Genomic DNA, 22,933 nt, shown 5'->3' with positions numbered 1-22,933 from the left:
ACCCGCGCCACGAATCGATCAGGCGGCGGCTTTGCTCCGACGCTCGCTCGCGAGCCGTTGGAGGAAGCCGTGGAGCCGTTCGCTATTGGCCGCCCAGGTGAAGGGCGCGACGGTGGCTCGGACGGCAGCGGGATCCGGGGGAGAGGCAAGCAACGCCGTCAGCGCGCCGGCGAAAGCATCGGGCGTGCGCGCGACGATGCGGCCACCGGTGTCGTTCCGCACGACCTGCCGCGCGCCGCCGACGTCGGGGATCACTACCGGAGTACCGCTCGCGAGTGCCTCGAGCCAGGCATTTGCGAGGCCTTCGCGTTCCGACGCCAGCGCCATCGCGTCGGCAGCAGTGAGCAGCGTCGGAAGTTCGACATGCGGCACCGAGCCGAGCAACCGTACGCGACTGCCGAGACCGAGCCGGGCAATCTGCGCGGTGAGCTGGGCGTGGAAGGGGCCCTCGCCGGCGATCCAGAGCTGGACGCCCGGCAGGGTGGCGATCGCATCGATGACGATCTGATGGCCCTTGAGCGGGATCAGCGCGCCGACCGAGAGGATCAGCGGGCCCTCGACGCCGATGGCGGCCTTGGCTTCGGCGCGGTCGCCGGAAGTGAAGCGCGAGAAGTCGACCCCAGTCACGATGCATTCGGTGCGATCCCCCGGGAGACCGAGCGATGTCATGTCGTCGCGCATCGCTTCGGAGACTGAAAGCAGGCCGTCGGCGGCATGCGCGGCGGTGCGGATCTGTGCGCCGGTTGCCGGGTTGCGCGCCCAGTAATGGATATCCGACCCGCGCGCCTTGATCGACACGGGCACGTCGAAACGGCGGCCGAGCTCGACCGCGGCGACGCCGTCGGGGAAAAAGAACTCCGCGTCGATCACGTCGAAGGGGAAGTCACGGTGGATGTCGCGCAACAGCGGGGTCACTGCGTCGGCAAGCGCGCGCGCGTGAAAGCGGCCGTTGGTGCCGGGATATACCCGAAAGCGGGGACGGCGGACCTGCAGCCCCTTCCAGTCTTCGGACTTCGGAAGCGCTGCGATGGCGCGGTAGCGCGGCAGGCGATCGAGAGGGGCGGGGGGGAGGCCCAGCGGAGCAACCACGCGAAGTGCCACGTCGTCGCGTTCGGCCAGAGCGAGCGACTGGCGCTCGACGAAGATGCCGAAATTGGGACGCGAGGCGTCGGGGAAAAGCGTCGAAAGGACCAGCACGCGGAGCATAAGCGGCGCATATACAGCGCCAAGGTTAATGCTCCGCGTGCTGGCTTCAGGCCTTAGCGGCAGCGACGGCGATTGTTGCCGGTGCTCCGCTCGATCTCGCGGCCGGCGAGCGCGCCGGCGGCGGCGCCGAGCAGGGTGCCGGCGGCGCGATCACCGCGGGTGTCGATCGAACGACCGACCAGCGCACCGGCGACGCCGCCGACGACCAGACCGGTGGTGCCGTTGGGCTTGCGGCAATAGCGGCGCCCGTCACGACCGCGCCATTCACGATAGGTGCTGCGGCGGCGCTGGGTGTCCAGCTTATATTCGTACGACTTGGCTTCGGCCTTGGGGGCCGGAAGGGCAACGGCGGTGGGGATCGCCACCGCAACGGCGCTGAGCGCCATAATGAACTTACGCATGATTCACTCCCATAGATCGATTGTAGTTGCAGAAACCGTAAGCGAAACGTCCCGCGGCCACGCGCGGTTTCATGAACCTGAAACTACGTGCCGCTCATCTGACGTTGGAATTAGGCACATGAACGCACCACGAACGATCATCGATACGCTCGGCCTTTCGCCCCATCCCGAGGGCGGCTGGTATCGCGAGACGTGGCGGGCACCGCCGGAAGGTGGGCGTTCGGCGGGCACCGCGATCCATTTCCTGCTCGAGGAGGGGCAGCGATCGCACTGGCACCGGGTCGACGCCGACGAATTGTGGCTCTGGCATGCGGGATCGCCGCTCGAACTGCGGGTCGAGCAGGATGACGGCGCGATTCAGACGATTGCGCTCGGCGGCGACGTGACCCGCGGCTATGTGCCGCAATGGCGAGTGCCGGCGGGTCGCTGGCAATCGACCGAGGCGCGCTCCGGCTGGGCGCTGGTGAGCTGCATCGTGGTCCCCGGTTTCGACTTTGCCGGTTTCGAGCTTGCCCCGCCTGGATGGACGCCCGGTTCGCCATGATCGCATCCGTCCCCGTTATTCACGTTATCCACAGGCCCGAGAGATCATTTCGTCCTTTGCGCGACTCGGGATCGGTGACAGCATCAGTCTTGTAAGGAAGACGGTTCGGCAGCGGGAAACCAAAGCAGGATCAACCACTTACACGGATCGAGCGAGCAAGGTGCCTTCGGGAACCATGCTGGAACGAGACGGGGATGCGAGAGCATCGGCAGTCACGGGATCAAGGCGATACGCAAGCGTCGCGGCGATATCGGAAGACGCCGGAGCCGGGCGGAACGGATGCCGAAGCCGGCGCGCAAGCGCAGGCGGAAGCGAAGGACCTGCCTGATGGTCGAGACCGAAGCCGATAGGCCCGCGCAAGCGGCAGATCGACCGAAGGATCGCCCGGAAGAGAGAAGCCCAAGGCCAAGGGTGCCGCGCAAGCGAAAGCCGAAGCCGATGGATCGCTCGGGAAATCGTGTCCAGCAAGGCTCCATGGCTCCGCCTTCGGGCGAAGTCATGAAGCGGGCCACCGAAGGCCGGAAAATAAGCCCGTTTCCTCGGAAACAGGCGGATCGACCGGCCCCGGTGACCGACGCGAAGCTCGCATGCCCTTGCCGGCGCGAGCGGAGCATGCCGCCGAAACCAGGCAGCGCGGTCCTTCGGGATCAGCAGCCGAAGTCCGGTGACATGGGGACTGGCAGCAATGCCGGTCCCCTTTTGCATGTCTGCGCTTGCGGCGCGTACCTCCTGCGCACGGGCTGCTGACCACCGCCTCTGCCGGCGCTACCAAATGTCGAAATCGGGAGGGAGCGGCATGAGCGGTGTGTTCGAGCGGTTCGCGCAGTCGGTCGCGGCGTGGGCAGGAAGGCCGGCGTCATTCGCAGTCGCCTTCCTGATCGTTATGGGCTGGGGGATCAGCGGCCCGCTGTTCGGCTGGTCGGATACGTGGCAGCTGGTGATCAACACCGGTACGACGATCGTCACCTTCCTGATGGTGTTTCTGATCCAGAACGCGCAGAATCGCGACGCCGCGGCGATCCAGGCCAAGCTCGACGAACTGATTCGCGCGCTGGACAATGGCCGCAACGAGTTCATCGGGATCGAGCATCTCGGCGAGAAGGAGCTCATCGCGATCCGCGACAAGCTCGAACGCGAATGCGGACGCGAAGCACCCGAGCCGCATCAGGGTATCGGCCGGCTGCTTCGGCGGCGGTGACCCTCGCGCCATAGCCGGAGGGCATTGGCGAGTGCCCGTACGCTTCTTGCCGCCACGCCGCTCGACGCGCCAAGGTTGCAGAGTCCGGACGTGGAGGAAAAGGTGGGATTCGAACAGCCTGGGCTGCGTAGTGGCGTCGCCGACGGCGATTATGCCGCGAAATTCCGGCGCGACGGCTATGCGGTGCTGCGCGGCTTTTTCGGGCGCGAGGACGTAAAGGAGATCGGCACCGCGATCGATCAGATCCATGCCGAGGGCGTCGCGCATGGGCGCAGCTTCCGCCACGGCAATCTGTTCTACAATGTCGCACCACAGGAGGGCGGCGAGCCGCTGGTGCGGATGGTGCAATGGCCGTCTTATCATCAGCCGGTGTTGAACCGGGTGCGGCTCGATCCGCGCTTCGCGGCGATGCTGCTGCCGCTGATCGGCGGCGATATCAAGCAGATCATCAACCAGCTCCACTGGAAGACGCCCGGCGGGACCGGCGATTTCGCGTGGCACCAGGATTCGCGCTTCCGCAAGCCCGACCCATGCTATCGCAATCTCGGCACTTCCTATGTCCAGACCGGCCTCGCGATCGACCCGCATACACCGGAATCGGGCTGCATGCGCTTTTTGCCCCGCACCCATCTGGCAGGCGACATCGATCTCGACACCGCGACCGAAGTGCTCGGCAATGCGATGGCCGACGATGTGTTGCTCGCGGCGGGTCTTTCCCCCGGCGAGGCCTTCGATCTGGTGCTCGAGCCGGGCGACCTGGCGTTGTGGAACCCCTATCTGGTCCACGGATCGGGGACCAACCGGTCGGATCACCAGCGCAGGCTCTACATCAACGGCTATGTCCGCGCCGAGGATTGCGACCGCGGCGAATGGGCATTCCGCGGCGGCGAGCCGGTGCAGCTCGGGCCCGAGCCGGCGCTGGTCCATTATGAGGAATTGCGCGAGCGCGGCGAACCGCATTACGTTTGAGCACAGCTGGCGCGGACGGCGTCCGGCCGGCCCGCCGTCGCTTGCCGGGCATGTGCCTGCGTCGCTTCGCCAGCCAACCAGAAGGTTGGCCGTCCTGAAGCAGCCAACCTTTCGGTTGGTTCTATAAAGTGCTGATTTGCATTGTTTTTTTGCGTTGCGAACGCCCGAGTCAACCGCGCGCGATTGACTCGATATCCTATTCGCGAGTCAAGCGACCGACCGACTGCGGAGACAATTTGTCGAGGCGATTGCGGCGTCGGCATGGCCAAACAAAAGCAGAACAAATCCTACATTGCCAGCGCTAAGAAGGAAGCGGTTGTAACCGTCCGGCTCGCGGGCTTTCAGGCTCGATACGGGCATGCTGATCCGGCGACGGATATGGCGAAGCGATCCGCCCGGGCAGCGGCGCCAGGGCAAGCCGCTATAACTGCTCCATAAAATAAGTCGGTCGAAGACGGTTCTCTCGCCTGTCGCCTATAAGGAAAACATCAAGCCAGGCGGCAAGAAGAGACCATCTCGAAAAGTTCGTAATTCGGAGGAGCATCGCAAGCTTCTCGCAGCATTGCCCAGATGGCGCAGGCTGCTCCTGAACGGTTCGAAAAATGGCCCCCCGCCCGGGTTGAATCCAACCAGAAGCGCGACGTGGGCCATCAAGGCACCGCCCGCACACCCACGAACCACGACCAGGCATTGGCCCGCAAATATGCGGCCAAGCCGTTTGCTCGACCAACCAACCGGAACCTTGCATGAAAATCCTGCTCAATACTGGTGCGGCCCTGTCCGCTCTCCTCCTCGCTACGCCGGCGCTCGCGCAGACCACGCCGGCCGATCAGGCCGAACTCGCTGCGCTCGTCCGCGCCCAAGCCGCTGAAATCGCGGCCCTGCGCACGCGGCTCGACCGGATCGAAGGCCGCCAGCCGGCGCTGGATGTCGCTGCTTCCGCACCCGCTGCCTCGGCGCGGTCGCCCGCACGGACGGAGCAGGCAGCAAATCAGCGCCCGATCGCTGACGAAGAGAATGCGACAGCGTCTTTTGCGCCGCAGATCGTCGCGGCAAGCCCGGCCGAGCAGGATGTCGCGCAGGCCCGTGCCGCTGCCCGGGACGCCGCCGGCGTCATGGTCGAATGGAAGGGCGGCTTGCCGACGTTCCGCTCGCCGGACGGCAAGTTCATGTTCAAGATGCGCGGCCGCATCATATCCCACGCCAGTTCCACCTTCGGTTCGGAGTATGAGGGGCGGAACATCACGACGACGGGCATGCGCGCGTTGCGTATCGGCGTCGAAGGCGGTGTGGGTCCGCACTTCTTCTACCAGTTCGAAAACGACTTCGCAGACAACGTATCCGATGTCGGCACGGCGTTCATCGGTTGGCGCGACACCATCGGCAAGATCTCCTACGATGTGCGCGTCGGCAATATGTTCAACGACCGCAGCTTCGAGGGGTCGAGCGGATCCGATGCGCCGCCTTTCCTCGAGCGCAACGTCGTCGCGACGTCGATCATTCCGCAGCGCGGCTTCTATGCCATCTCGATCATGCCGCGGCTGTTCTGGAGCACCGGGCATGCCTCGATCACCCTCAGCGGTGATTCAGTCGACGCCAGCCAGACGGTCGGCGACAGCCGCACGGTGATGGCGCGGGCGCACTGGAACCCGATCAAAACCGGGCGCTCCATCGTGCATCTGGGGCTGTGGGGCTTCGACGAAGCGCTGGCCAAGGGGCCGGGTACGCTCACCCGCAACACTGTCATCGGCGGCCGTTTCAACGGCGCCCTGCGCGTCTCCAGCGGCCCGCTGGTCGGCGGAACGGGAACGACCGGTTATGGCGCCGAAGTCGGCGGCTATGTCGGACCCTTCTGGGTGATGGGCGAGGCCGGCCAGCGCCAGGCGCGGCTGGACAAGGGACGGCCCGATTTCGAGAGCCGCGCGTGGAGCCTGTCGAGCGGCTGGTTCATCACGGGCGATCTGCCACCCTATAACCCACGTCTTGGCACCTTTGCACAGCCGAAGGTGCTGCGGCCGGTCTTCGATGGCGGCCCCGGTGCGATCGAGCTTACCGCACGCTACGAGAATATCGATTATTCGGACCTCCTGACCGGGGGCAAGGGTTGGGCGGCGACTGCCGGCGCAAACTGGTATCTCGACAGCGTGATCCGCCTTCAGTTCAATGCGATCCACTGGAACACCGACAATCGCGCAGGTGCCTATATCGGCAAGGATTCCGGAGAAACCGTAACCGCAGGCGTCGGGGTGACTTTCTAGCACCAATTTGGCTAACACCCATTTGGCCGGTCGGCGTCAGGACCCTCGAGTCCGCGACGCTGACCGGCCAACAGCATTGCCTGGAGCGGCGCGCTCAATCCAGCCGCTGCGGCTTGGTACTGCGGAACTCGGTCCGGGGTCCTTCCTCTGCAGCGCGATATAGCCTTGTCGGAGTTGCACCTGCCCCCGCCGCGGCGATCCGCGGCGGAGGCGTCTTGTCCGCGGGATCCAGTTCGACCGCGGCATAACGCAGCACGGGTTGGGTGATCGAGCCGTCAGGGGGCACTTCGAGCCTGGCCTGGGGGCCAGCGGCGCACCGTCGCCGGCGCCTGTGCATGGAACATCAGCCCCGAATTGCTGGTCTGCCAGATCTTGGTCCCCGGTGATAAAAGCGCATCGAAAGCAATTGCAACGTACCGAAGAAAAGGACTAGCTTCGAAAGGCTGGGACGTTGAAGGTTGGCCAGTAACTGTCAGCTGTCGTCCCGGCCACGAGGAGAATGACATGACCAGATCGACAAAGTCGGAACAGTTGCGTGTCCAGCTCAAGGCCCTCGACTTCTCATTGGCTCCCGAAGCGGCTCGGGGACGTGTTCGGCCCGTCGCAATTAAAGTGTTCATAGGCGATGATCGAGTCTTCGGCGAAGCGTAGGCTCGACATTTTCCAACCTTCAGAGACTACGGCATAGATCGCGGTGTTTCACGCCAGGTTGGAATTCGATGATCTGACGTCCCCCATCGACCTGATCGATGGGGGATTGTTTCTGGGGCGCTCCCGGATATTTCCCGTCCGCCATCGTCTGCTGCGCACCGACGTGCTCGAAAGCGACGATCGCATAGCCATCGTCTCCTGCGAGCGATTCGCGGACGATCTGGAAGGCATCGGGCTCTCCCGGCTATCCGATTCGGCGCTTCAGGACAGGCTGGCCGAGCTCGAAGAACATCTTCTGGACTTCGCCGTCCTCACGATCGATCGCCGACGGAGGACCATATCCTATCGCGCATCGCCGATGGTCTCGATCCCGATCTATCTGCTCGCCGATCAAGGCGGCGTGTCTGTCGACTGGGACTATGCGCGATTGCTCGGTACTCGAGAGGTCGAGATTGTCTGGGAGATTGCCTTGGCCCAGATCGCCGGCTTGTCGACCTACGGCCCGACGACGATCGTCGCAGGCATGCATCGTGCGACCGCCGGCGCGACGCTCACGGCAAGCATGCGCGGGGTGGATGTCGAATTGCCTGTCGCCGTGGATCACGACGGCCCGCACGAAATCTCTCCGGGCGCCGATATCGAGTCGCGCTTGTTCGAGGCGGTCAAGGCGATCATCGAGGCGCGGCCGTTCGATCCATCCCGAACCGCAGTCGAACTGAGCGGAGGCATGGATTCGGCGCTGACGTCGATCGCTGCGGCGAGCGTTGCGGGCCCCGGCCTGATGAGCCTCGGCGCCCAGTTCGATGGTGAGATGGGGGCCGCGCAACGCGAACGCCGCGCAATGCTCCGCGAATATGGCGGGTTCGACGATTTGAGCATCCCGGCGGAGAGGTTCGCGCCTTTTTCGCCGGCCAGCCTGCGCCGCAACCGTTACGGCGTCTGGCCCGAGGACGAGAATTATCCCGAGATGTTCGAGGCGATGTTCGGCATGCTGCAGGCCGCGGGGATCGATACGATCGTCTCCGGACTGGGCGGGGACGAACTCTATATCGCTTATCAAGGCGAGGAAGGCGCGCCGGGACCCGATGGCCCGCCTGCCTGCCCGTTCCTGACCGACCGGGGGCAGGTGATCGCTAACGGCGCGCGGAGCCGCTATCCGACGGGGTGGCTCCAGGAGACTTGCTGGAGCGGAGCGGCAAGCCAGTCGCAGCGAGTGCTGCGCTACGGCCTGTGGCCGATCCATCCCTATCACAATCCCCTATTGGCGCGCTTTGTCTCGCGCCTGCCGCGCAGTTATCGGCGGGATCGCCGCCTGCTTCGCGACACGCTGAGCAAGCTCCTTGGAAACCAGGTTTTCGCGGCAGACTATGTCAAGGAAACCTTCAAGCCGGTGGCGCTTCGCGGAATAGCCGAAAACAGGGACTATTTAATCGATCTCCTGCGCAGATCGCGGTTGTCGCAGCATCCGGATATCGAGGATCGCGCGATCCTCGCTGCCTTGTCGGGGGACATCGGCGCTTTGGATCCCGATACCTACAACGCGCTGTTCCGGGTGCTGAAGATCTTCTGCTTCTTCCAGTAAATCGATCCGGAACGCGGGTCAGCGCGCCGCGGTGGTCCGGCTGGCGAGAAACCGCGCGGTCTCGAGCGGCGCTGCGAACGAAGTGCCGGTGCCGGTGACCGAGCGGCCGTCGATGGCGGCGGTGGGGACCTTCACGCCGAGCTGCCAGGCATAGTTATAGCCCTCTGGCGTGGCATCGGGGCGGTTGGTGCCGCTCCAGGGCTTTCCGTCGGAATCGATTGCGCCGACGAGCACTGCGTTGGGGAACGCGGCGCGCGCAGGGGCGAGATTGCCGGGATGGTCGTAGCCGTTGTTGCCGGCGGCGAGCACGACGCGGATGCCCCTGGCGGCGGCATCGGCGATCGCGGCAGTGATCGATGGGTCCGGATCGAGCGCGAGCGAGATGTTGATCGCGTCGACGCCGAGATCGGTGGCGCGGCGGATCGCGCGGGCGACCGGCCCGGCGGAGGGCTGACACGGCGGATTGGCGCCGGCGGGGCAGCCGGCGGGGTCGTCGATCCTCAGCGAGATGATATCGACCTGGCCATGCGCGGCGCGGGCGAGGATCGTGGCGACCATCGTGCCGTGATCGTAGCGCGGCTGGAATTCGGCGCGGCCGGGATCCGAGGCCATGTCATATTCGGCGGAGACGAGCGCGGCGAGTTCGGCGGTCCTCGCGACGCCGCTGTCGATGATCGCGACGCGCGGGCGCTGGACCGACACGGCAGTCGGCGGCACCACCGGCGACGGCACGGCGACGGGGGCGGCTGCCTCGAGCAGCGCGACGAACGAGATCAAAAGCGAGTTCACGGAACCCCGACCCCCCGGTCAAAGCGATACACTTCGTCCTTGCTATCCTACCCAGCTTTAAGGCGGGATTGCGGTAATGTGCGGGGCCTATGCTTAATAATTTGTGGAGGAATTAGCGCGGCGGTGCAGCCAGTGCTTCCTCGACAGGCGTGAACGCCGAGCGGGCGCCGGTCGTGTCGGGCACGTCGGTGGCGAAAAAGGCGATTCCGGTGCCCGCCGCCCGATCGACCCACAGCCCCGAGCGAAGGCCATAGGCCTCGCCGCCATGGCCGAGGCGCGGGCGCGCATCACCGAACAGATTATCGCTGCAGCCCGGACGTGCGGTGGGGAGGAAGGTCATCGCAAGGCCGTAGCTGCAATAGAAGCCATTGCTGGTATCGCCATTGCTGCCGTCGAATACCCAGAGCGGAGTCTCGAGCAGCGCGACCGATTTGCGGGTGAGCAGGCGGACGCCGTCCGCCTTGCCGCGATTCAAAAGCAGGCGGCCGATCTTTGCCAGTCCGCGGGCGGAAATCCGCAGACCGCCCTGCGGCGAGAAGATCGCGCCGTTGGCGCCCGCGCGCCATTTGGCGAGGTCGCAGCTGCCGTCAGCGGCGGGAGTCACTGCACAGGCGGGCGCAGTGCCCTGGTTGTCGTCCTTGGTCGGCTGCTTCGCGCGATAGATCACGACAGCGCGTGCGGCGGTCGCGGGTGCGCAGCTGGCCCAATTGTAGCACGCGTCGAGCTTGAGCGGCTTGAGCACGAGCCGGTCCATCAGCCGGTCGAAGCGCTCGCCAGTGGCCCGCTCGATTACGGCGGCGATCACCGGGAAATTGAAGTTGGTGTAGCGGAAGAAGGTCCCCGGCGCGTGTTCGGCATCCCAGGCCCTGGGGTCGGCGAGCACGCCCGCCATGTCGGCATCGAGCGGCAGGACATAATCGACAGTGTCGGTCAGGCTCGATCGATGCGAGAGCAGCAGGCGCAGCGTGACCGGGGTCTCGGGAAAGGCGGGATTGCGCAGCTTCCGGCCGAGTGCCTGCGAAACATCGGCGTCAAGGTTCAGCTTGCCCTGCTCGACCAGCCGCAGCACACCGATGGCGACGACGAGCTTCGAGACCGAGGCAATTCGGACCGGATCGTCGGGCGTGACCGGTCGCTTCGCCGCCAGGTCGGCATAGCCCGCCGTGGCGACCCCAGTCTCTCTTTTGGCATCGAACGCGACGCGCACGGTGGCGACGGGTTCGGGAGCGGTTTGGGGTACGGCCGCGAGGAGCAAGGCAGGGAGCAACATGCAGTCAGGATGACGGGCGCTTTCCCTTTTCGCAAATAGCGATAGTCTTCACACCCATGAACCTGCGGCATATCGAAATCTTCCACGCGGTCTATGTGAACGGCTCGGTCAGCGGCGCGGCGCGCGCGCTCAACGTGTCGCAGCCTTCGGTGTCGAAGATGCTGCGGCACGCGGAGTCCTTGCTCGGCTTCCAGCTGTTTCAGCGGACCAACGGCCGGCTGGTGCCGACCGAGGATGCGCACACCCTGTTCACCGAAGTCTCGGAGATCCAGGACCGGGTCTATGCCCTGCGCGAGGCGGGCAAGAATCTGCGGCGCGGGGCAGGGGGCATGTTGCGCGTCTCGGCGCTGCCGAGCCTGGCCTTGCAGGCGCTGCCGACCGCGGTGGCGCAGTTCCTGAAGACGCGCGAGAACGTCAAGTTCGACCTCCAGACTGTCCACCACGACGATCTGCTGCGCAAATTGTTCGAGCGCGAGACCGACATCGCCATCGCCTATGAAGTGCCGCCCGCGGCGCCGATCGATCACAAGCCGCTCGGCGAAGGCGAGCTGGTGGTGTTCTATCGCGAGCAGGACATGCCCGACGCGCCGCCGCGCTGCGACATGCGCTGCCTTGAGGGGCACCGCTTCATCAGTCTCGCGACCAGCGGGCCGATGGGCCAATTGTTCACACAGGAAGTTCAGCGGCAGGGGATTGTCCTCGACGACGTGATCCTCGCGCGGACCTTCTACATCGCCGCGGCTCTGGTGCAGCAGGGCGTCGGCATGACCGTGGTCGACAGCTTCACCGCGCAGGCTTCGCTGGCGCCGGGGCTGGCGATGCGGCCGCTGAAACCGCCGATCACCTTCGGCGTGCATGCGATGTATCTGCACAATCGGCCGCTCACTGCGCTCGCCACCGATTTCCTCAAGACGCTGCGGAGCGTGATCGACGTTGCATAGCGGGGGGTGTAGCGAGCCATAACAAGGGGCTATGCCGCGCGCGTCAGACGTTATGCGCAGACTTTTAAGCCCGCGCGATACGGATGACCCGGTGATGATCCCTGCTCCCTATTTGCTCTATCTCGGCCACAGCACCGACGCCGTCGGCATCAAGACTTCGCGCGGGCTGGCGGCTTTCCGTCCGCAGGATTGCGTCGGGGAGTTCCGCTATGACGATTGCCCGCTGACCGTGGGCATGCCGCGGATGACGATCGCCGAAGGCGCGGCGGCGGGGGCGAAGACTCTGGTGCTCGGCATCGCCAATTCGGGCGGGACTTTGGGCCGCGACCTGGTTGACGATGCAGTTGCGGCGCTGGAGGCCGGGATGAACGTCGCCTCCGGGCTCCACCAGCGGCTGCGCGATCAGCCGCTGCTGGCGGCGCTCGCGAGGGAGAAGGGGCTCCAGCTGTTCGACGTGCGCGATCCGCCCGCGGATCTGAAGGTGGGCAACGGCAACAAGCGCGCCGGTCATCGGCTGTTGACGGTCGGCACCGATTGCTCGGTTGGCAAGATGTACACCACGCTGGCGCTCGCCCAGGGCATGCAGGCGCGCGGGATCAAGGCCGATTTCCGCGCGACCGGGCAGACGGGCATCCTGATCGCGGGCGGCGGCGTGCCGATCGACGCCGTGGTCGCGGACTTCATTTCGGGTGGAATCGAGCAACTCGCCCCGGCCCGTGACGACGACGGCTGGGACCTGATCGAAGGGCAGGGCTCGCTGTTCCATCCGAGCTTTGCCGGCGTGTCGACCGGGCTGCTCCACGGCGCCCAGCCCGAAGCGATCGTGATGTGCCACGATCCGAACCGGCTCCACATGCGCGGCATTCCCGGACGGGCGCTTCCGGATCTGGGCGAATGCATCGAGATGAATCTGGCGGTAGCGCGGCTGACCAGCCCGGATGTCCGCACGGTCGGCATCTGCCTCAACACTTCGGTGATGGACGCGGCTGAGGCCCGCGCACTGTGCGCGCGAACCGCGGACCGCTACGGTCTGCCCTGCACCGATCCGATCGCCTTCGGCGTCGATGCGATTCTCGACCAACTTTTATGTCCCGTACCCTCCGCGCGCAGCACGATAGCTTCCCGCTGAGCCAGCCCTTCCGGATCTCCCGCGGCGTCAAGACGCAGGCGGAGGTGGTCACGGTGGAGCTGGCGCAGGGCGGGGTGGTCGGGCGCGGCGAGGGCGTGCCCTATGCCCGCTATGGCGAGAGCATCGAGAGCGCGCTCGCCGGTATCGAGGACGTGCGCGTCGCGCTCGAAGGCGGCGCGGACCGCGCGCAGCTGCTCGGGCTGCTCCCGCCCGGCGCTGCGCGCAACGCGCTGGACTGTGCTTTGTGGGATCTCGAGGCGCGGCTTTCGGGCCGCACCGTCGCCGCGAAGATCGGCGCGCCCGAGCCCGAACGGCTGATCAGCGCGCTCACCATCGGGATCGATTCGCCGATGACGATGGCGGTCGCGGCGAGCAGGATCGCCGATGCGCCGCTGATCAAGGTCAAGGTCGACGCGACGATCCCCGACACCCAGATCCGCGCGGTGCGCAATGCCGCCCCGAATGCCAAGCTGATCGTCGATCCCAATGAGAGCTGGGACCAGCAGCTGGTGCGCGCCATGCAAGTGGTGCTGGTGGCGCTGCGCGTCGATCTGCTCGAACAGCCAGTGCCCGCGGACGCCGACGAATGGCTCGAGGATTTCACGCCGGAAGTGCCGATCTGCGCCGATGAATCGGTCCATGTCACCGCGGATCTCGATCAGGTCGCGCGGCGCTACCAGGTGGTGAACGTCAAGCTCGACAAATCGGGCGGGCTGACGGAGGCGCTCGCACTCGCCCGGGGCGCGCGGGAACGGGGGCTGGGGCTGATGACCGGCTGCATGATTAGTTCGTCGCTGTCGATCGCGCCGGCTTTGCACATTGCCCGGATGAGCGACTTCGTCGACCTTGACGGTCCGATCTGGCTCAGGGAGGATCGGCCGGGCGGGGTGCGCGACGAAGCCGGCCGGCTCTGGCCGCCGCAACCGGGGTTTTGGGGAACGCTATGAAGGTCGCGCTGCTGCTCGGGATGGCGACCTTGTCGCTGGGAGCGGCATCGCCCGCCCCGCGCACGGTCGACCTGCTGATCCGCGGCGGCACGATCTACACCGGTTCGGCCGAGCCCTTTGTCGGCGACGTCGCGATCCTTGGCGATCACATCGTCTCGGTCGGCCGCCATGCCGATGTCACCGCGACGCGGGTAATCGACGCGAAGGGCATGATCGTCGCGCCGGGCTTCATCGATCCGCACACGCATATGGGCGGCGAGCTGACCGCGGACGACCCGGCGAAGCGGCTGGTCCCCGCCTTCCTGATGCAAGGCGTGACCACCGCTTTCATCGGCAATGACGGCGGCGGCAGTCCCGAGGTGGCCAGGGTGCTGGGCAGCGCCGCGGCGAAGCCGGTGGGAATCAACTATGCCGCCTATGTCGGCTTCGGCGCGGTGCGCGAGAAAGTGGTGGGCGAGGCCGATCGCGTACCGACCGACACCGAGCTGGCGCAGATGAAGAGCCTTGTCGCGAACGCGATGTGCGAAGGCGCGCTCGGGCTGTCGACCGGGCTCTTCTATGCACCACAGAGCTTTGCGAAGACCGGTGAAGTGGTGGCGCTTGCGCGGGAAGCGGGCAGGCGCGGCGGAGTCTATGACAGCCATATCCGCGACGAATCCAGCTACACCGTCGGACTCGCCGCGGCGATCGACGAGGTGATCGCGATCGGCAAGCAGGGCGGGCTGCCCGCGCATATCAGTCATATCAAGGCGCTCGGCGTCGACGTGCAAGGACAGGCGCCGGCGATCATCGCCCGGATCGCGGTAGCGCGGCGTAGCGGCCAGAAAGTGACCGCGGACCAATATCCTTGGTCGGCCTCGGGCACGAGCCTCGTCGCCTCGCTGATGCCGCTTTGGGCGCAGGACGGCGGCCGGCCGGTCTTGCTCGAGCGCTTCGACGATCCTGCGCTCGCCGGGAAGTTACGCAGCGGTATCGTCGAGAATCTGCGCAAGCGCGGCGGCGCGGACAAATTGCTGATCGTCGAAGGGAAGTACGTCAATCGGACGCTGGCCGATGTCGCAAAGGCGCTGGGGCAGGACCCGGTGAACGCGGCGATCGCCGTCATCCGTATCGGCGATCCGGGGGTGGTCTCGTTCAACCAGAGCGAGACCGACATCACGCGCTTCATGCAGCAGCCCTGGGTGATGACGAGCTCCGACGCATCGGGCGGCCATCCACGCGTCTATGGCAGCTTCGCGCGGAAATACGCGAAATACACGAGGGCGGAGCGGGCAATCACGCTACGCCAGTTCATCGAACGCAGCTCGGCGCTGACTGCCGACACCTTCGGGCTGACCGGACGTGGGCATCTCCGCGCGGGGGCGTTCGCTGATGTCGTGGTGTTCGATCCCAAGACCTATGCCGCGCGGTCGACCTATGAGCAGCCGACCTTGCTTGCCCAGGGCATGCGGACGGTGGTGGTCAACGGCGTGGTCGCGCTCGACAAGGGCGTGCTGACCGGCAAGGCGGCAGGCCGCGCGCTGGCACACAAGCCGACTCCCGGGACTTGCCGGTGAGGCCCGTGCTCCTGCCAACCCGTGCTCCGGCGAAGGCCGGAGCGTTGGCCGCATTTCGATCTGCTCCGTCTCCAGCGCTCCGGCCTTCGGCGGAGCACGACGGTGCACGATGCTAGGTCGCTGGTTCGCCATCGCGCTCTGGAAGCGCGTGCTCGCCGCGCTGGCGCTGGGGCTGATCTTTGCGCTCGTCTGGCCGCAGGGGACACCGTACGTCCAGTTCATGGGCGATCTGTTCGTCCGCGCGATCCGGATGCTGGTGGCGCCGATCGTGCTGGTGACGATCGCTGCGGGGATCACCGCGCTGGCCGATCCGCGGCGGCTGGGCGGGCTCGGCGGACGCACGATCGGACTGTTCGCGCTGACCACCGCGATCGCGGTCTCGGTGGGGATGCTGGTGGCGACCCTGGTGCAGCCCGGGGTGGGCGCGGCGCTGGGCACCGCGGCGCCGCACGCGCTGGGCGAGCCGGTGACGCCGTATCAGCAGTTGATCGGGATCATCCCGCTCAACATCTTCGAGGCGTTGGCCAAGGGCGACATGCTCGCATTGATCTTCGTCGCGATCCTGATCGGAGTCGGCACGGTGGTGGCGGGCGAACCGGGCAAGCCCTTCGCCGCGCTGCTGCAATCCACGTCGGCAGTCCTTTTGAAAGTCGTCGGGATCGTCATGGAGGCGACTCCGTTCGGCGTGTTCGCGCTGATCGCCAATGCAGTGGCGGCAAACGGCGCGGCGGTGTTCGTCAATGTCGGGTGGCTGGCGCTGGCGGTGGTGCTGGGCTCGCTGATCCAGATCGTCGTGGTGCACAGCCTGATCCTGAAGCTGTTGGCGAAGCTGCCGATCCTGCCGTTCTTCCGCGGGATCGTCGACGCGCTGGTCGTCGCCTTCTCCACCGCTTCCAGCTCGGCCACTCTGCCGGTGGCGATGCGCGTGGCCGAGAAAAATCTGGGCGTGGGGCGCCCGGTCTTTTCGACGGTGCTGCCCTTGGGGGCGAGCATCGGCAAGGACGGCACCGCGATGTATGTCGGGCTGCTCAGCATGTTCGCGCTGCAGGCGTTCGGCACTCCGCTGAGCCCGCAAGTCTATGGAATGGTGCTGCTGACCGGCGCGCTTGCCGCGTTCGGGACGGCGCCGGTGCCCTCGGCGTCGCTGTTCATGCTCGCCGCGGTGCTCTCGGCAGTGGGCGTGCCCCCCGAGCAGACGGCTTTGGTGGTCGGCTTCGTGCTTCCGTTCGATCGGCTGCTCGACATGACCCGAACCGTGCCGAGCGCGAGCGCGAACCTGGTGGTGGCGACGACCGTGGCGCGCTGGGAGAGTGAGCTCGACGAGGAGGTCTACCGGTCGAAAGCCGAGGCCTAGGGCGATTGCAACTGGGCCGGCTTTTGGCACCAGAAGTGGATCATGCCGGCAAACAGGAACGGGTGCTCCGCTTCCACGGCATCCCATAGATCGAGATCGAGCGGGTCCGACGCCGCGCCGTGCATGGCCTGGAAATGCGCCACTGCTTCGGGCGCCGCATCGAAACCCGCGAGGCGCAGCCCTGCGCCGGCCACCAGCGCGGCGATTTCGGGAAAGCGATACTGCCGCTCATGGACGTGGAAGACGAGATCGCGGCAGCCGCTGAGGCTGTAGAAATCCTCGCTGCCGCGCAGCATTGCGAGCGGATCACCGGCGGGCAGCGACAGGATATGGGCGCGAAAGGCGCGGATGCCCTCGGCGTCGCCCTGCCAGCCACGCTCCGCGATCAGCGCGTGCGCGGCGCGGACCGGCGCGCGGGCACGGTGGCTGTAGAGCGCGACGCGGATCACGCCCCCCGGACGAACCGCGCCGGCGACGCTGGCGAGGCCCCCATCGGGATCGGCCATATGGTGGAGCACCCCGGTGGCGGTGGCGACGTCGAAGGTCTCGTCGAGCGCAGCCAGCGCGAGGATATCGCCGTACAGGAAACGCAGATTCGCGAGGCCGAGTTCGGTCGCCTTGCGCCGGGCGAAAGCGAGACTCATGCGGCTGAGATCGACCGCAGTGACCGTCAGGCCGGGATCCATCCGCGCCATGTCGATCGCTTCATAGCCGGTGCCGCAGCCCGCGACGAGCAACCGAAGCGGCGCCGGCGGGAGCGCCGCGCCGTCGATGCCGGGCAGGGCGTCGAGGAAGCGCCGAAAATCGGTGCGGCGCGATGCCGGCGGGGCCTGCCAGCGGGGATAGGGATGCTCCTCATATTGGCGCCGGACCGCCTCCGACAGGGCGCCGACGGGCGGCGAAAAGCCTGGGATCGCCGCGGCGAGCGCGCGTTCGACCGATAGGTCGCGCGCGCATGTTGCGAGCGGCTGCCAGTCCGGATGGTCGGGCAATTCGGCGGGCAAGGCGGTGAGCGCCTTCACCGGTCCTTCGCGCGGGATCTCGGGTTCGGGCCAGACATATTGACTGGCAAAGGCGTGGAACGCGAGTGCGGGCAGCAGCGGCGAGTGGGCGTCGTCCGAGCGGATCAGCGTGTCGCGCATCGCGACGAGGCGCGCCTCCATGTCGGGATCCGTATTGATGCAACGCGTGAGGAAGGCGTTCCACAGAGGGTCCGCGTCTTCGGCATGGCGCAGCAGCGCGGCAGTGACCCGCGCCAGCGGCTGGGGGTCGAGTTGGTCGTCGGCGAGACAGGCGAGGAGATCGGCCGCGAGACGCGCGTCGTAGTCGGCGGGCCGCAGCATCGCGAGCAATGCTGCGAGCGGGCGGCGGATCGCGTGACGCGCGGCGGCATTGCCCCCGGCGCGTCCCAATGCTGCACGCAGCACCTCGATCGCAGGGATGTAGTCGCCGTGATGCGCGGCGAGGCCGCTCAGCGCCAGATAGCCGGGCAGGAAGTCGGGATGCGCATCGACGCTGCGGGCATAAGCGGCGCGCGCTTCGGGCAGGCGACCGGACCGGGCGAGTTGCTGGGCGAGGAGAAAGGGCTCGGGAGCGGCGCGCATGTGGGCTTACCCTAGGGGGCTTCTCCCTCACCGTCATCCCGGCGAAAACCGGGATCTCGTGCCTCGATCGCCTGAGGACGAAGAGCAGGACGATGCCCGGCGGTTATGCCCTGTTTCGCGCTGGGCGGTTGCCCCGGCGCGGTTTGGCTATAGGCTTTGGGCATGAAACACCTGCTGCTTCCGCTCCTCCTCGTCGCCAGCCCCGCATTTGCGCAGCAGAGCCTGCAGCAGCAGGTCGAGGCGCGGTTCGCCGAGGCGGCGACCGGAACCCGCTTCGGGCTGGTCGTGCTCGACGAGGACGGCAAGGAGATCGTCGCGGTCAATCCCGACGGGCGCTTCATCCCGGCGTCGAACACCAAGATGTTCACTACCGCCGCCGCCTATGCGTCGCTCGCCGGGCTCGATCAGCCCGATGCCTCGGGGGGCGCCGCGGTGCGGATCGAGGGCGGCGACGTGATCCTCGAAGGCCATGGCGATGCGCGGCTGTCCAGCGCCGGCGATTGTCAGGTCGACTGCCTCGCCACGCTGGCCGACGCGGTGGCCGCGAAGACGAAACAGGTGCGGCACGTGATCGGCGACGATACGCTGTTCCCCGACCAGCGCTGGAGCCCGGGGATGAGCTGGAACAATATCCCCAGCCGCTACGGCACCGGCATCTCGGCGTTGACGCTCGACGACAATGAGCTGGTGATCCAAGTGATGCCGGGCACGCTCGGCGCGGCGGCCAGGATCGCGCTGCCGCTTGGCTATTTCACGATCGACAATCGGGCGCTCACGGTGGCCGGTGCGGAGCGCAAGCTCGGCTATGACCGCGACGTCAACAGCCGCGTGCTGCGGCTGACCGGCACGATCGGTGTGGATGCGAAACCCGAACCGCTTCGCGTCGGCATCGACGATCCGGCGCATTATGCGGCATGGCGGTTCCGCGGCCTGCTCGCGGCGCGCGGGGTCAAGGTGACGGGTGCGGTCTCGGCGCGACACCGCGCGCTCGTGCTGACCGACGATCCCGAAGTGCGCAAGAATGCGCCTGCGACGCGTCCGCCGGTGCAGCCCACGCTGGCCCGGCTGACTCCGCCGCCGCTCGCCGAGGATGTGGTGCGGATCAACAAGGAGAGCCAGAACCTCCACGCCGAATTGCTGATGCGGCGCGTGGGCCTCCGCCGGGGAGCCGGCTCAATCGCCGATGGCGTCGCCGAGGTGCGCGCAATGCTCGAGGCGGCGGGCGTGCCGCGCACCGCCTGGGATCTGTCCGACGGTTCGGGGATGTCGAGCTACAACCGGGTGGCGCCGCGCGGGGCGGTCAAGATGCTGCGCTGGATCGCCGCCCAGCCCTGGGGCGCGGCGTGGCGGGCGTCGCTGCCGATCGGCGGAGTCGACGGGACGCTGTCGAAGCGCTTCAAAGGGACGCTGCTGGAAGGGAAGCTGTTCGCCAAGACGGGGACGCTCAACGCCACCAATGCGCTGTCGGGCTATCTGATCGCGAAAAGCGGGAAGACGCTGACCTTCTCGACCTTCGCCAACGACGTGCCGGCCGATGCGAGCGCGACGAGGTTCCTCGATGCTGCGCTGGTGCTGGTGGCGGAGGCTAACTAGGGTTCGCCGACCCGCGCAGGAGCAAAGATGTTCGTTCCCATCCCCATCCTGATCGCCGCGGGCGTCCTGATCCTCGTGCTGATCGCCATGATCGCGCGGGCGGGGCGAAGGCGCGATCCGCTGATGGGCGGTGCGCCGCCCGCTTACCGCCGCACAAAGTCGGTACCGGGGCCGGCGCCGGCCGCAACGCTTCCGGCTACGAGACTTCCGGTCGCAACGTTGTCGCCCGAAGTCGAGCAGGAGGTTCGCGCATTGCTGGCCGCGGGCCGCAAGATCCAGGCGATCAAGCTCGCGCGCGACGCGACGCATCTCGGGCTCAAGGAAACGAAGGATCTCGTCGAGGCGATGGAACGGCGGGCCCTTTAGCCTTCCCCATCCCATGCTCCGATAACGGCGTCGCCTGTCTCGGGCCGTAGCTGGAAGATTCCGCTCTCGCGATGCCGGGTGGGGTGGACGCGGTTGGTGAGCAGGGTCCAGGCGAGGCCGCGCTCGAAATCGACCCACAGCCCGGTGCCGGTGAAGCCGGTATGGCCGATCGTCTCGTCGGAACAGGCCTGCCCGCCCGACCAGCCGGGGAATTTGCGCTCCCAGCCGCAGGTGCGGTGCGCATATTGCGGGGTCCGGATCGCTTCGAGCATCGCGGGCGATGCGCCGCTGCCGTCAAGCAGGCCCTGCGCGAAGCCGAGCACCCCGGCGACGGTGCCGAACAGCCCGGCATGACCGGTCTGCCCGCCCATCGCGGCACAATTTTCGTCATGCACCTCGCCTTTGAGCACCCGATCGCGCCACGTGCAGTGTTCGGTGGCGACGGCGGGGCCGGGGGGCGGGCCGAAGCGCAGGCCTTCACCCAGCGGCCACGCGCCGAGCGGCTCGCCGGTGATCCGTTCGATCGCGATGCCGAGCAGGAGGAAGTTGATGTCCGAATAGACCGGCGGGCCGTGGCGCCATTCGCGCTGGAGGACGAAGGCGCGCAGGCGGGCCGGATCGTCGCCATAGGTGTAGATCGGCTCGACCGCGGGAAAGAAGCTGCGATGCGCAAGGCAGTCGCGGAACGTCAGCTTGCGTTCGGCGGCATTGGCGATGTCATATTGGCGCAGGTCGGGGATCGCATCGGTGAGCGGGCGATCGAGATCGAGCTTTCCCTGATCGGCGAGCCGGAGGATCATCGTAGTGGTGGCGATCACCTTGGACACCGAGGCGAGATCGAACCAATGATCCTCGGTCAGGTCCTCTGGCTCGGGCACCAATGCGGCCTTGCCGGCATGGCGCACCCGGCGGCGGCCATCGGCCGCGACCATGCCGAGCGTGGCGCCGGGAATGCGGCCATCGGCAATCGCGGCTGCGGCGGGAGCGAACGCCGCATCGATCATGCGGCCTCGCGATCGTCGGGGCGCGGTCTGGCGCGCATCAGCAAGGGCAGGAACAGCAAGGCCGCGAGGCTGATCACGCCCGAGGCGAGGAAGAACAGGTCGAAACCGCGCAGGCCGCGGCTGTCGAGCCATTCGACGATCTGCCCGCCGGCGCCGGAGAGCAGGCGCGGCAGCAGGAAGGCGAAGCCCGACAGGAAGGCATATTGCGCGCCGGGATAAAGCGGGTTCACCAGCATCGAGAGGTAGACGACGAACACTGCGCCAGCCATGCCGTTGCCGAACTGGTCGGCGGCGGTGGCGACGTAGAGCAGCCATTCGTCGTGCGGCTGGTGCGAGAGCCAGACAAAGCCGAAATTGCCGATCGCAGCGAAGACCGCGCCAATGGTCAGCGTCACGCCCCAGCGCCAGCGCGTCACCATCCACCCGCCGAGCCCCACGCCGATGATGCTCGACACGAGCGCGACCACGCCGTCGGCGCGGCCGATCTCGCTCTTGGTATAGCCGAGGTCGAGGATCATCGGCTTGGACAGATTGAGCGCGAGCACGTCGCCCATCCGATAGACCGCGACGAAGCCCATCAGCGCGATCGCGAAGAAGCCGTAGCGCCAGAAGAAATCCACATAAGGCCCGATCGCCGCCGAGGCGCGCGCCGGGGCGTCGGGCGCGAGCTTGCGGATGCGCGGAGTGAGCGCGGCCATGACGAGGAAGGGCAGCATGCAGAGGACGAGCACGGCCGGCGTGACGTTGGTCTTCGAGCTTATCCCTGCGCCCGCGGCGGCGCCGAGAACCAGCCAACCGATAATCGCCGTCGCCAGCGCCAGGGCGAGCAGGATCGCGATTGCCGCGGCCAGTCCGGTGATCAGCGATGCGCTGCGCCCGCCGCCGCAGCCGGGCTGACGCGGCAGCGAGGCGAGGATCGGCAGCGGCACGAACGCGCCCGCGGCGATCAACAGATAGGAGGCCTGCCAGCCCGGCTCGATTCCGAAGCTCTGCAGTATCGGCGCGAGGCTGCCTGCGGCATCGGCAAAGAGCAGCGCCCCGCTGCCTGCCGCGACCATTGCGCTCCGATAGCCCCACAGGTTCGACGCGGCGACCGGCCCCTGCTCCTCGGGCGTGGGTGCGAGTTCGATCCGCCACGCGTCGGCAGCGACTTCAAGCGTGGTGGTCCAGAAGGCGAGCAGCACTGCGAACAATGCAGTGAGCGGCAGGCTGGTATCGGTGGGGAACAGCGCCATCGCGAGCATCGAAGTGAAGATTCCGAGCTGCGACAGCATGATCCAGCCGCGGCGCTTGCCGAAGAAGCGCGCAAAGCCGGGAACATCGTATTTGTCGAGCAACGGCGCCCAGAGAAACTTGAAGGTGGGCAGCAGTTGCACCCACGCGAAGAAACCGATGATCGCCAGCGCGACGCCGTGTTCGGCGAGCCGTACGCTGAGCACCGTCGAAAACATGTAGAAGGGCAGCCCGGCCGAGAAGCCGAGCAGTACGTAGAGCGCCATGCGCGGAAAGCCGCGGGGAATGCCGCTCGCGCCGGCAGCGGCAGACTCAGCCAAAAGGCGCGACCGATCGAT

The 22,933-nt window shown here is 66.8% G+C and carries 20 protein-coding genes; 12 read left to right on the top strand and 8 right to left on the bottom strand.

The window, feature by feature from the left end; genetic code table 11:
• Positions 1-18: 18 nt before the first annotated feature.
• Positions 19-1,206 (bottom strand): glycosyltransferase, encoded by a 1,188-nt coding sequence (locus tag CVN68_RS12240; protein WP_100282454.1) that lies wholly within the window; start codon positions 1,204-1,206, stop codon positions 19-21.
• A 53-nt stretch (positions 1,207-1,259) separates the two neighbouring features.
• Positions 1,260-1,607: a glycine zipper 2TM domain-containing protein gene (locus CVN68_RS12235; RefSeq protein ID WP_199560075.1), complete on the bottom strand. Its 348-nt coding sequence runs from the start codon at positions 1,605-1,607 to the stop codon at positions 1,260-1,262.
• Positions 1,608-1,725: 118 nt separating this feature from the next.
• On the opposite strand from CVN68_RS12235, the gene CVN68_RS12230 reads away from it, so the two are divergent.
• From CVN68_RS12230 to CVN68_RS12215, 4 genes are all read left to right on the top strand, one after another.
• Positions 1,726-2,151 (top strand): cupin domain-containing protein, encoded by a 426-nt coding sequence (locus CVN68_RS12230; protein ID WP_100282452.1) that lies wholly within the window; start codon positions 1,726-1,728, stop codon positions 2,149-2,151.
• 796 nt (positions 2,152-2,947) lie between these two features.
• Positions 2,948-3,349, top strand: coding sequence for a low affinity iron permease family protein (locus CVN68_RS12225; protein ID WP_100282451.1), 402 nt, complete (start codon positions 2,948-2,950; stop codon positions 3,347-3,349).
• 75 nt (positions 3,350-3,424) lie between these two features.
• On the top strand, positions 3,425-4,318 hold the full coding sequence (locus CVN68_RS12220; protein WP_233503322.1) for a phytanoyl-CoA dioxygenase family protein: 894 nt from the start codon (positions 3,425-3,427) through the stop codon (positions 4,316-4,318).
• Positions 4,319-5,064: 746 nt separating this feature from the next.
• Complete coding sequence (locus CVN68_RS12215; protein ID WP_100282449.1) at positions 5,065-6,576, top strand: OprO/OprP family phosphate-selective porin; 1,512 nt, start codon at positions 5,065-5,067, stop codon at positions 6,574-6,576.
• A 94-nt stretch (positions 6,577-6,670) separates the two neighbouring features.
• On the opposite strand, the gene CVN68_RS23205 is transcribed toward CVN68_RS12215, so the two are convergent.
• Positions 6,671-6,832 (bottom strand): hypothetical protein, encoded by a 162-nt coding sequence (locus tag CVN68_RS23205; protein ID WP_233503321.1) that lies wholly within the window; start codon positions 6,830-6,832, stop codon positions 6,671-6,673.
• 453 nt (positions 6,833-7,285) lie between these two features.
• On the opposite strand from CVN68_RS23205, the gene CVN68_RS12210 reads away from it, so the two are divergent.
• Complete coding sequence (locus CVN68_RS12210; protein ID WP_199560074.1) at positions 7,286-8,809, top strand: hypothetical protein; 1,524 nt, start codon at positions 7,286-7,288, stop codon at positions 8,807-8,809.
• An 18-nt stretch (positions 8,810-8,827) separates the two neighbouring features.
• Here the strand turns inward: CVN68_RS12210 and CVN68_RS12205 are convergent, their stop codons facing one another.
• Both CVN68_RS12205 and CVN68_RS12200 read right to left on the bottom strand, forming a co-directional pair.
• Positions 8,828-9,598 carry a S8 family peptidase gene (locus CVN68_RS12205; RefSeq protein ID WP_100282447.1) on the bottom strand — a complete coding sequence of 257 codons (771 nt, stop codon included), beginning with the start codon at positions 9,596-9,598 and terminating at the stop codon, positions 8,828-8,830.
• Between the two features lie 112 nt (positions 9,599-9,710).
• Positions 9,711-10,868: a serine hydrolase domain-containing protein gene (locus tag CVN68_RS12200; RefSeq protein WP_100282446.1), complete on the bottom strand. Its 1,158-nt coding sequence runs from the start codon at positions 10,866-10,868 to the stop codon at positions 9,711-9,713.
• A gap of 56 nt (positions 10,869-10,924) precedes the next feature.
• On the opposite strand from CVN68_RS12200, the gene CVN68_RS12195 reads away from it, so the two are divergent.
• The 5 genes from CVN68_RS12195 (at position 10,925) to CVN68_RS12175 (ending at position 16,795) form a co-directional block, all read left to right on the top strand.
• Positions 10,925-11,809 (top strand): LysR family transcriptional regulator, encoded by an 885-nt coding sequence (locus tag CVN68_RS12195; RefSeq protein ID WP_100282445.1) that lies wholly within the window; start codon positions 10,925-10,927, stop codon positions 11,807-11,809.
• Between the two features lie 94 nt (positions 11,810-11,903).
• Positions 11,904-12,938: an N-acetyltransferase DgcN gene (gene dgcN, locus CVN68_RS12190; RefSeq protein WP_199560073.1), complete on the top strand. Its 1,035-nt coding sequence runs from the start codon at positions 11,904-11,906 to the stop codon at positions 12,936-12,938.
• Positions 12,896-13,885, top strand: coding sequence for an N-acetyl-D-Glu racemase DgcA (dgcA, locus tag CVN68_RS12185; protein WP_100282443.1), 990 nt, complete (start codon positions 12,896-12,898; stop codon positions 13,883-13,885). Before dgcN ends, dgcA begins: the two co-directional genes overlap by 43 nt.
• The gene (locus CVN68_RS12180) at positions 13,882-15,441 is read left to right on the top strand and encodes an N-acyl-D-amino-acid deacylase family protein (protein ID WP_233503320.1); all 1,560 of its coding nucleotides are present in this window, start codon (positions 13,882-13,884) and stop codon (positions 15,439-15,441) included. The genes dgcA and CVN68_RS12180 overlap by 4 nt, the downstream gene beginning before the upstream one ends.
• A gap of 109 nt (positions 15,442-15,550) precedes the next feature.
• The gene (locus tag CVN68_RS12175) at positions 15,551-16,795 is read left to right on the top strand and encodes a dicarboxylate/amino acid:cation symporter (RefSeq protein ID WP_100282442.1); all 1,245 of its coding nucleotides are present in this window, start codon (positions 15,551-15,553) and stop codon (positions 16,793-16,795) included.
• On the opposite strand, the gene CVN68_RS12170 is transcribed toward CVN68_RS12175, so the two are convergent.
• Positions 16,792-18,399, bottom strand: a complete 1,608-nt coding sequence (locus CVN68_RS12170; RefSeq protein WP_100282441.1) for a class I SAM-dependent methyltransferase — start codon at positions 18,397-18,399, stop codon at positions 16,792-16,794. The two genes, CVN68_RS12175 and CVN68_RS12170, sit on opposite strands and share 4 nt — an antisense overlap.
• Positions 18,400-18,561: 162 nt before the next feature.
• Here CVN68_RS12170 and dacB point away from each other — a divergent pair, with 162 nt between their 5' ends.
• Positions 18,562-19,992 carry a D-alanyl-D-alanine carboxypeptidase/D-alanyl-D-alanine endopeptidase gene (gene dacB / locus CVN68_RS12165; protein WP_100282440.1) on the top strand — a complete coding sequence of 477 codons (1,431 nt, stop codon included), beginning with the start codon at positions 18,562-18,564 and terminating at the stop codon, positions 19,990-19,992.
• A gap of 27 nt (positions 19,993-20,019) precedes the next feature.
• On the top strand, positions 20,020-20,358 hold the full coding sequence (locus tag CVN68_RS12160) for a ribosomal protein L7/L12 (RefSeq protein WP_199560072.1): 339 nt from the start codon (positions 20,020-20,022) through the stop codon (positions 20,356-20,358).
• Here the strand turns inward: CVN68_RS12160 and CVN68_RS12155 are convergent.
• Together CVN68_RS12155 and CVN68_RS12150 are read right to left on the bottom strand one after the other, a co-directional pair.
• Positions 20,355-21,362 carry a serine hydrolase domain-containing protein gene (locus CVN68_RS12155; RefSeq protein WP_100282439.1) on the bottom strand — a complete coding sequence of 336 codons (1,008 nt, stop codon included), beginning with the start codon at positions 21,360-21,362 and terminating at the stop codon, positions 20,355-20,357. The genes CVN68_RS12160 and CVN68_RS12155 overlap by 4 nt on opposite strands.
• On the bottom strand, positions 21,359-22,861 hold the full coding sequence (locus CVN68_RS12150) for an MFS transporter (RefSeq protein ID WP_100282438.1): 1,503 nt from the start codon (positions 22,859-22,861) through the stop codon (positions 21,359-21,361). Before CVN68_RS12150 ends, CVN68_RS12155 begins: the two co-directional genes overlap by 4 nt.
• Positions 22,862-22,933: the final 72 nt, after the last annotated feature.

Origin of the sequence: Sphingomonas psychrotolerans, from assembly GCF_002796605.1 — a bacterium.
GTDB classification, from domain to species: domain Bacteria; phylum Pseudomonadota; class Alphaproteobacteria; order Sphingomonadales; family Sphingomonadaceae; genus Sphingomonas; species Sphingomonas psychrotolerans.
The sequence above is the reverse complement of the archived record's forward strand: the minus strand, read 5'-3'. Positions and strand labels throughout refer to the sequence as shown.

Bases quoted from the DNA above. Each gene is read 5' to 3' on its own strand.
- CVN68_RS12195 (WP_100282445.1), top strand. From the start codon at position 10,925: ATGAACCTGCGGCATATCGAAATCTTCCACGCGGTCTATGTGAACGGC.
- dacB (WP_100282440.1), top strand. From the start codon at position 18,562: ATGAAACACCTGCTGCTTCCGCTCCTCCTCGTCGCCAGCCCCGCATTT.
- CVN68_RS12155 (WP_100282439.1), bottom strand. From the start codon at position 21,362: ATGATCGATGCGGCGTTCGCTCCCGCCGCAGCCGCGATTGCCGATGGC.
- CVN68_RS12235 (WP_199560075.1), bottom strand. From the start codon at position 1,607: ATGCGTAAGTTCATTATGGCGCTCAGCGCCGTTGCGGTGGCGATCCCC.
- dgcN (WP_199560073.1), top strand. From the start codon at position 11,904: ATGATCCCTGCTCCCTATTTGCTCTATCTCGGCCACAGCACCGACGCC.
- CVN68_RS12230 (WP_100282452.1), top strand. From the start codon at position 1,726: ATGAACGCACCACGAACGATCATCGATACGCTCGGCCTTTCGCCCCAT.
- CVN68_RS12180 (WP_233503320.1), top strand. From the start codon at position 13,882: ATGAAGGTCGCGCTGCTGCTCGGGATGGCGACCTTGTCGCTGGGAGCG.
- dgcA (WP_100282443.1), top strand. From the start codon at position 12,896: ATGTCCCGTACCCTCCGCGCGCAGCACGATAGCTTCCCGCTGAGCCAG.
- CVN68_RS12160 (WP_199560072.1), top strand. From the start codon at position 20,020: ATGTTCGTTCCCATCCCCATCCTGATCGCCGCGGGCGTCCTGATCCTC.
- CVN68_RS12150 (WP_100282438.1), bottom strand. From the start codon at position 22,861: ATGGCGCTCTACGTACTGCTCGGCTTCTCGGCCGGGCTGCCCTTCTAC.
- CVN68_RS12225 (WP_100282451.1), top strand. From the start codon at position 2,948: ATGAGCGGTGTGTTCGAGCGGTTCGCGCAGTCGGTCGCGGCGTGGGCA.
- CVN68_RS12240 (WP_100282454.1), bottom strand. From the start codon at position 1,206: ATGCTCCGCGTGCTGGTCCTTTCGACGCTTTTCCCCGACGCCTCGCGT.
- CVN68_RS12200 (WP_100282446.1), bottom strand. From the start codon at position 10,868: ATGTTGCTCCCTGCCTTGCTCCTCGCGGCCGTACCCCAAACCGCTCCC.
- CVN68_RS12215 (WP_100282449.1), top strand. From the start codon at position 5,065: ATGAAAATCCTGCTCAATACTGGTGCGGCCCTGTCCGCTCTCCTCCTC.
- CVN68_RS12175 (WP_100282442.1), top strand. From the start codon at position 15,551: ATGCTAGGTCGCTGGTTCGCCATCGCGCTCTGGAAGCGCGTGCTCGCC.
- CVN68_RS12170 (WP_100282441.1), bottom strand. From the start codon at position 18,399: ATGCGCGCCGCTCCCGAGCCCTTTCTCCTCGCCCAGCAACTCGCCCGG.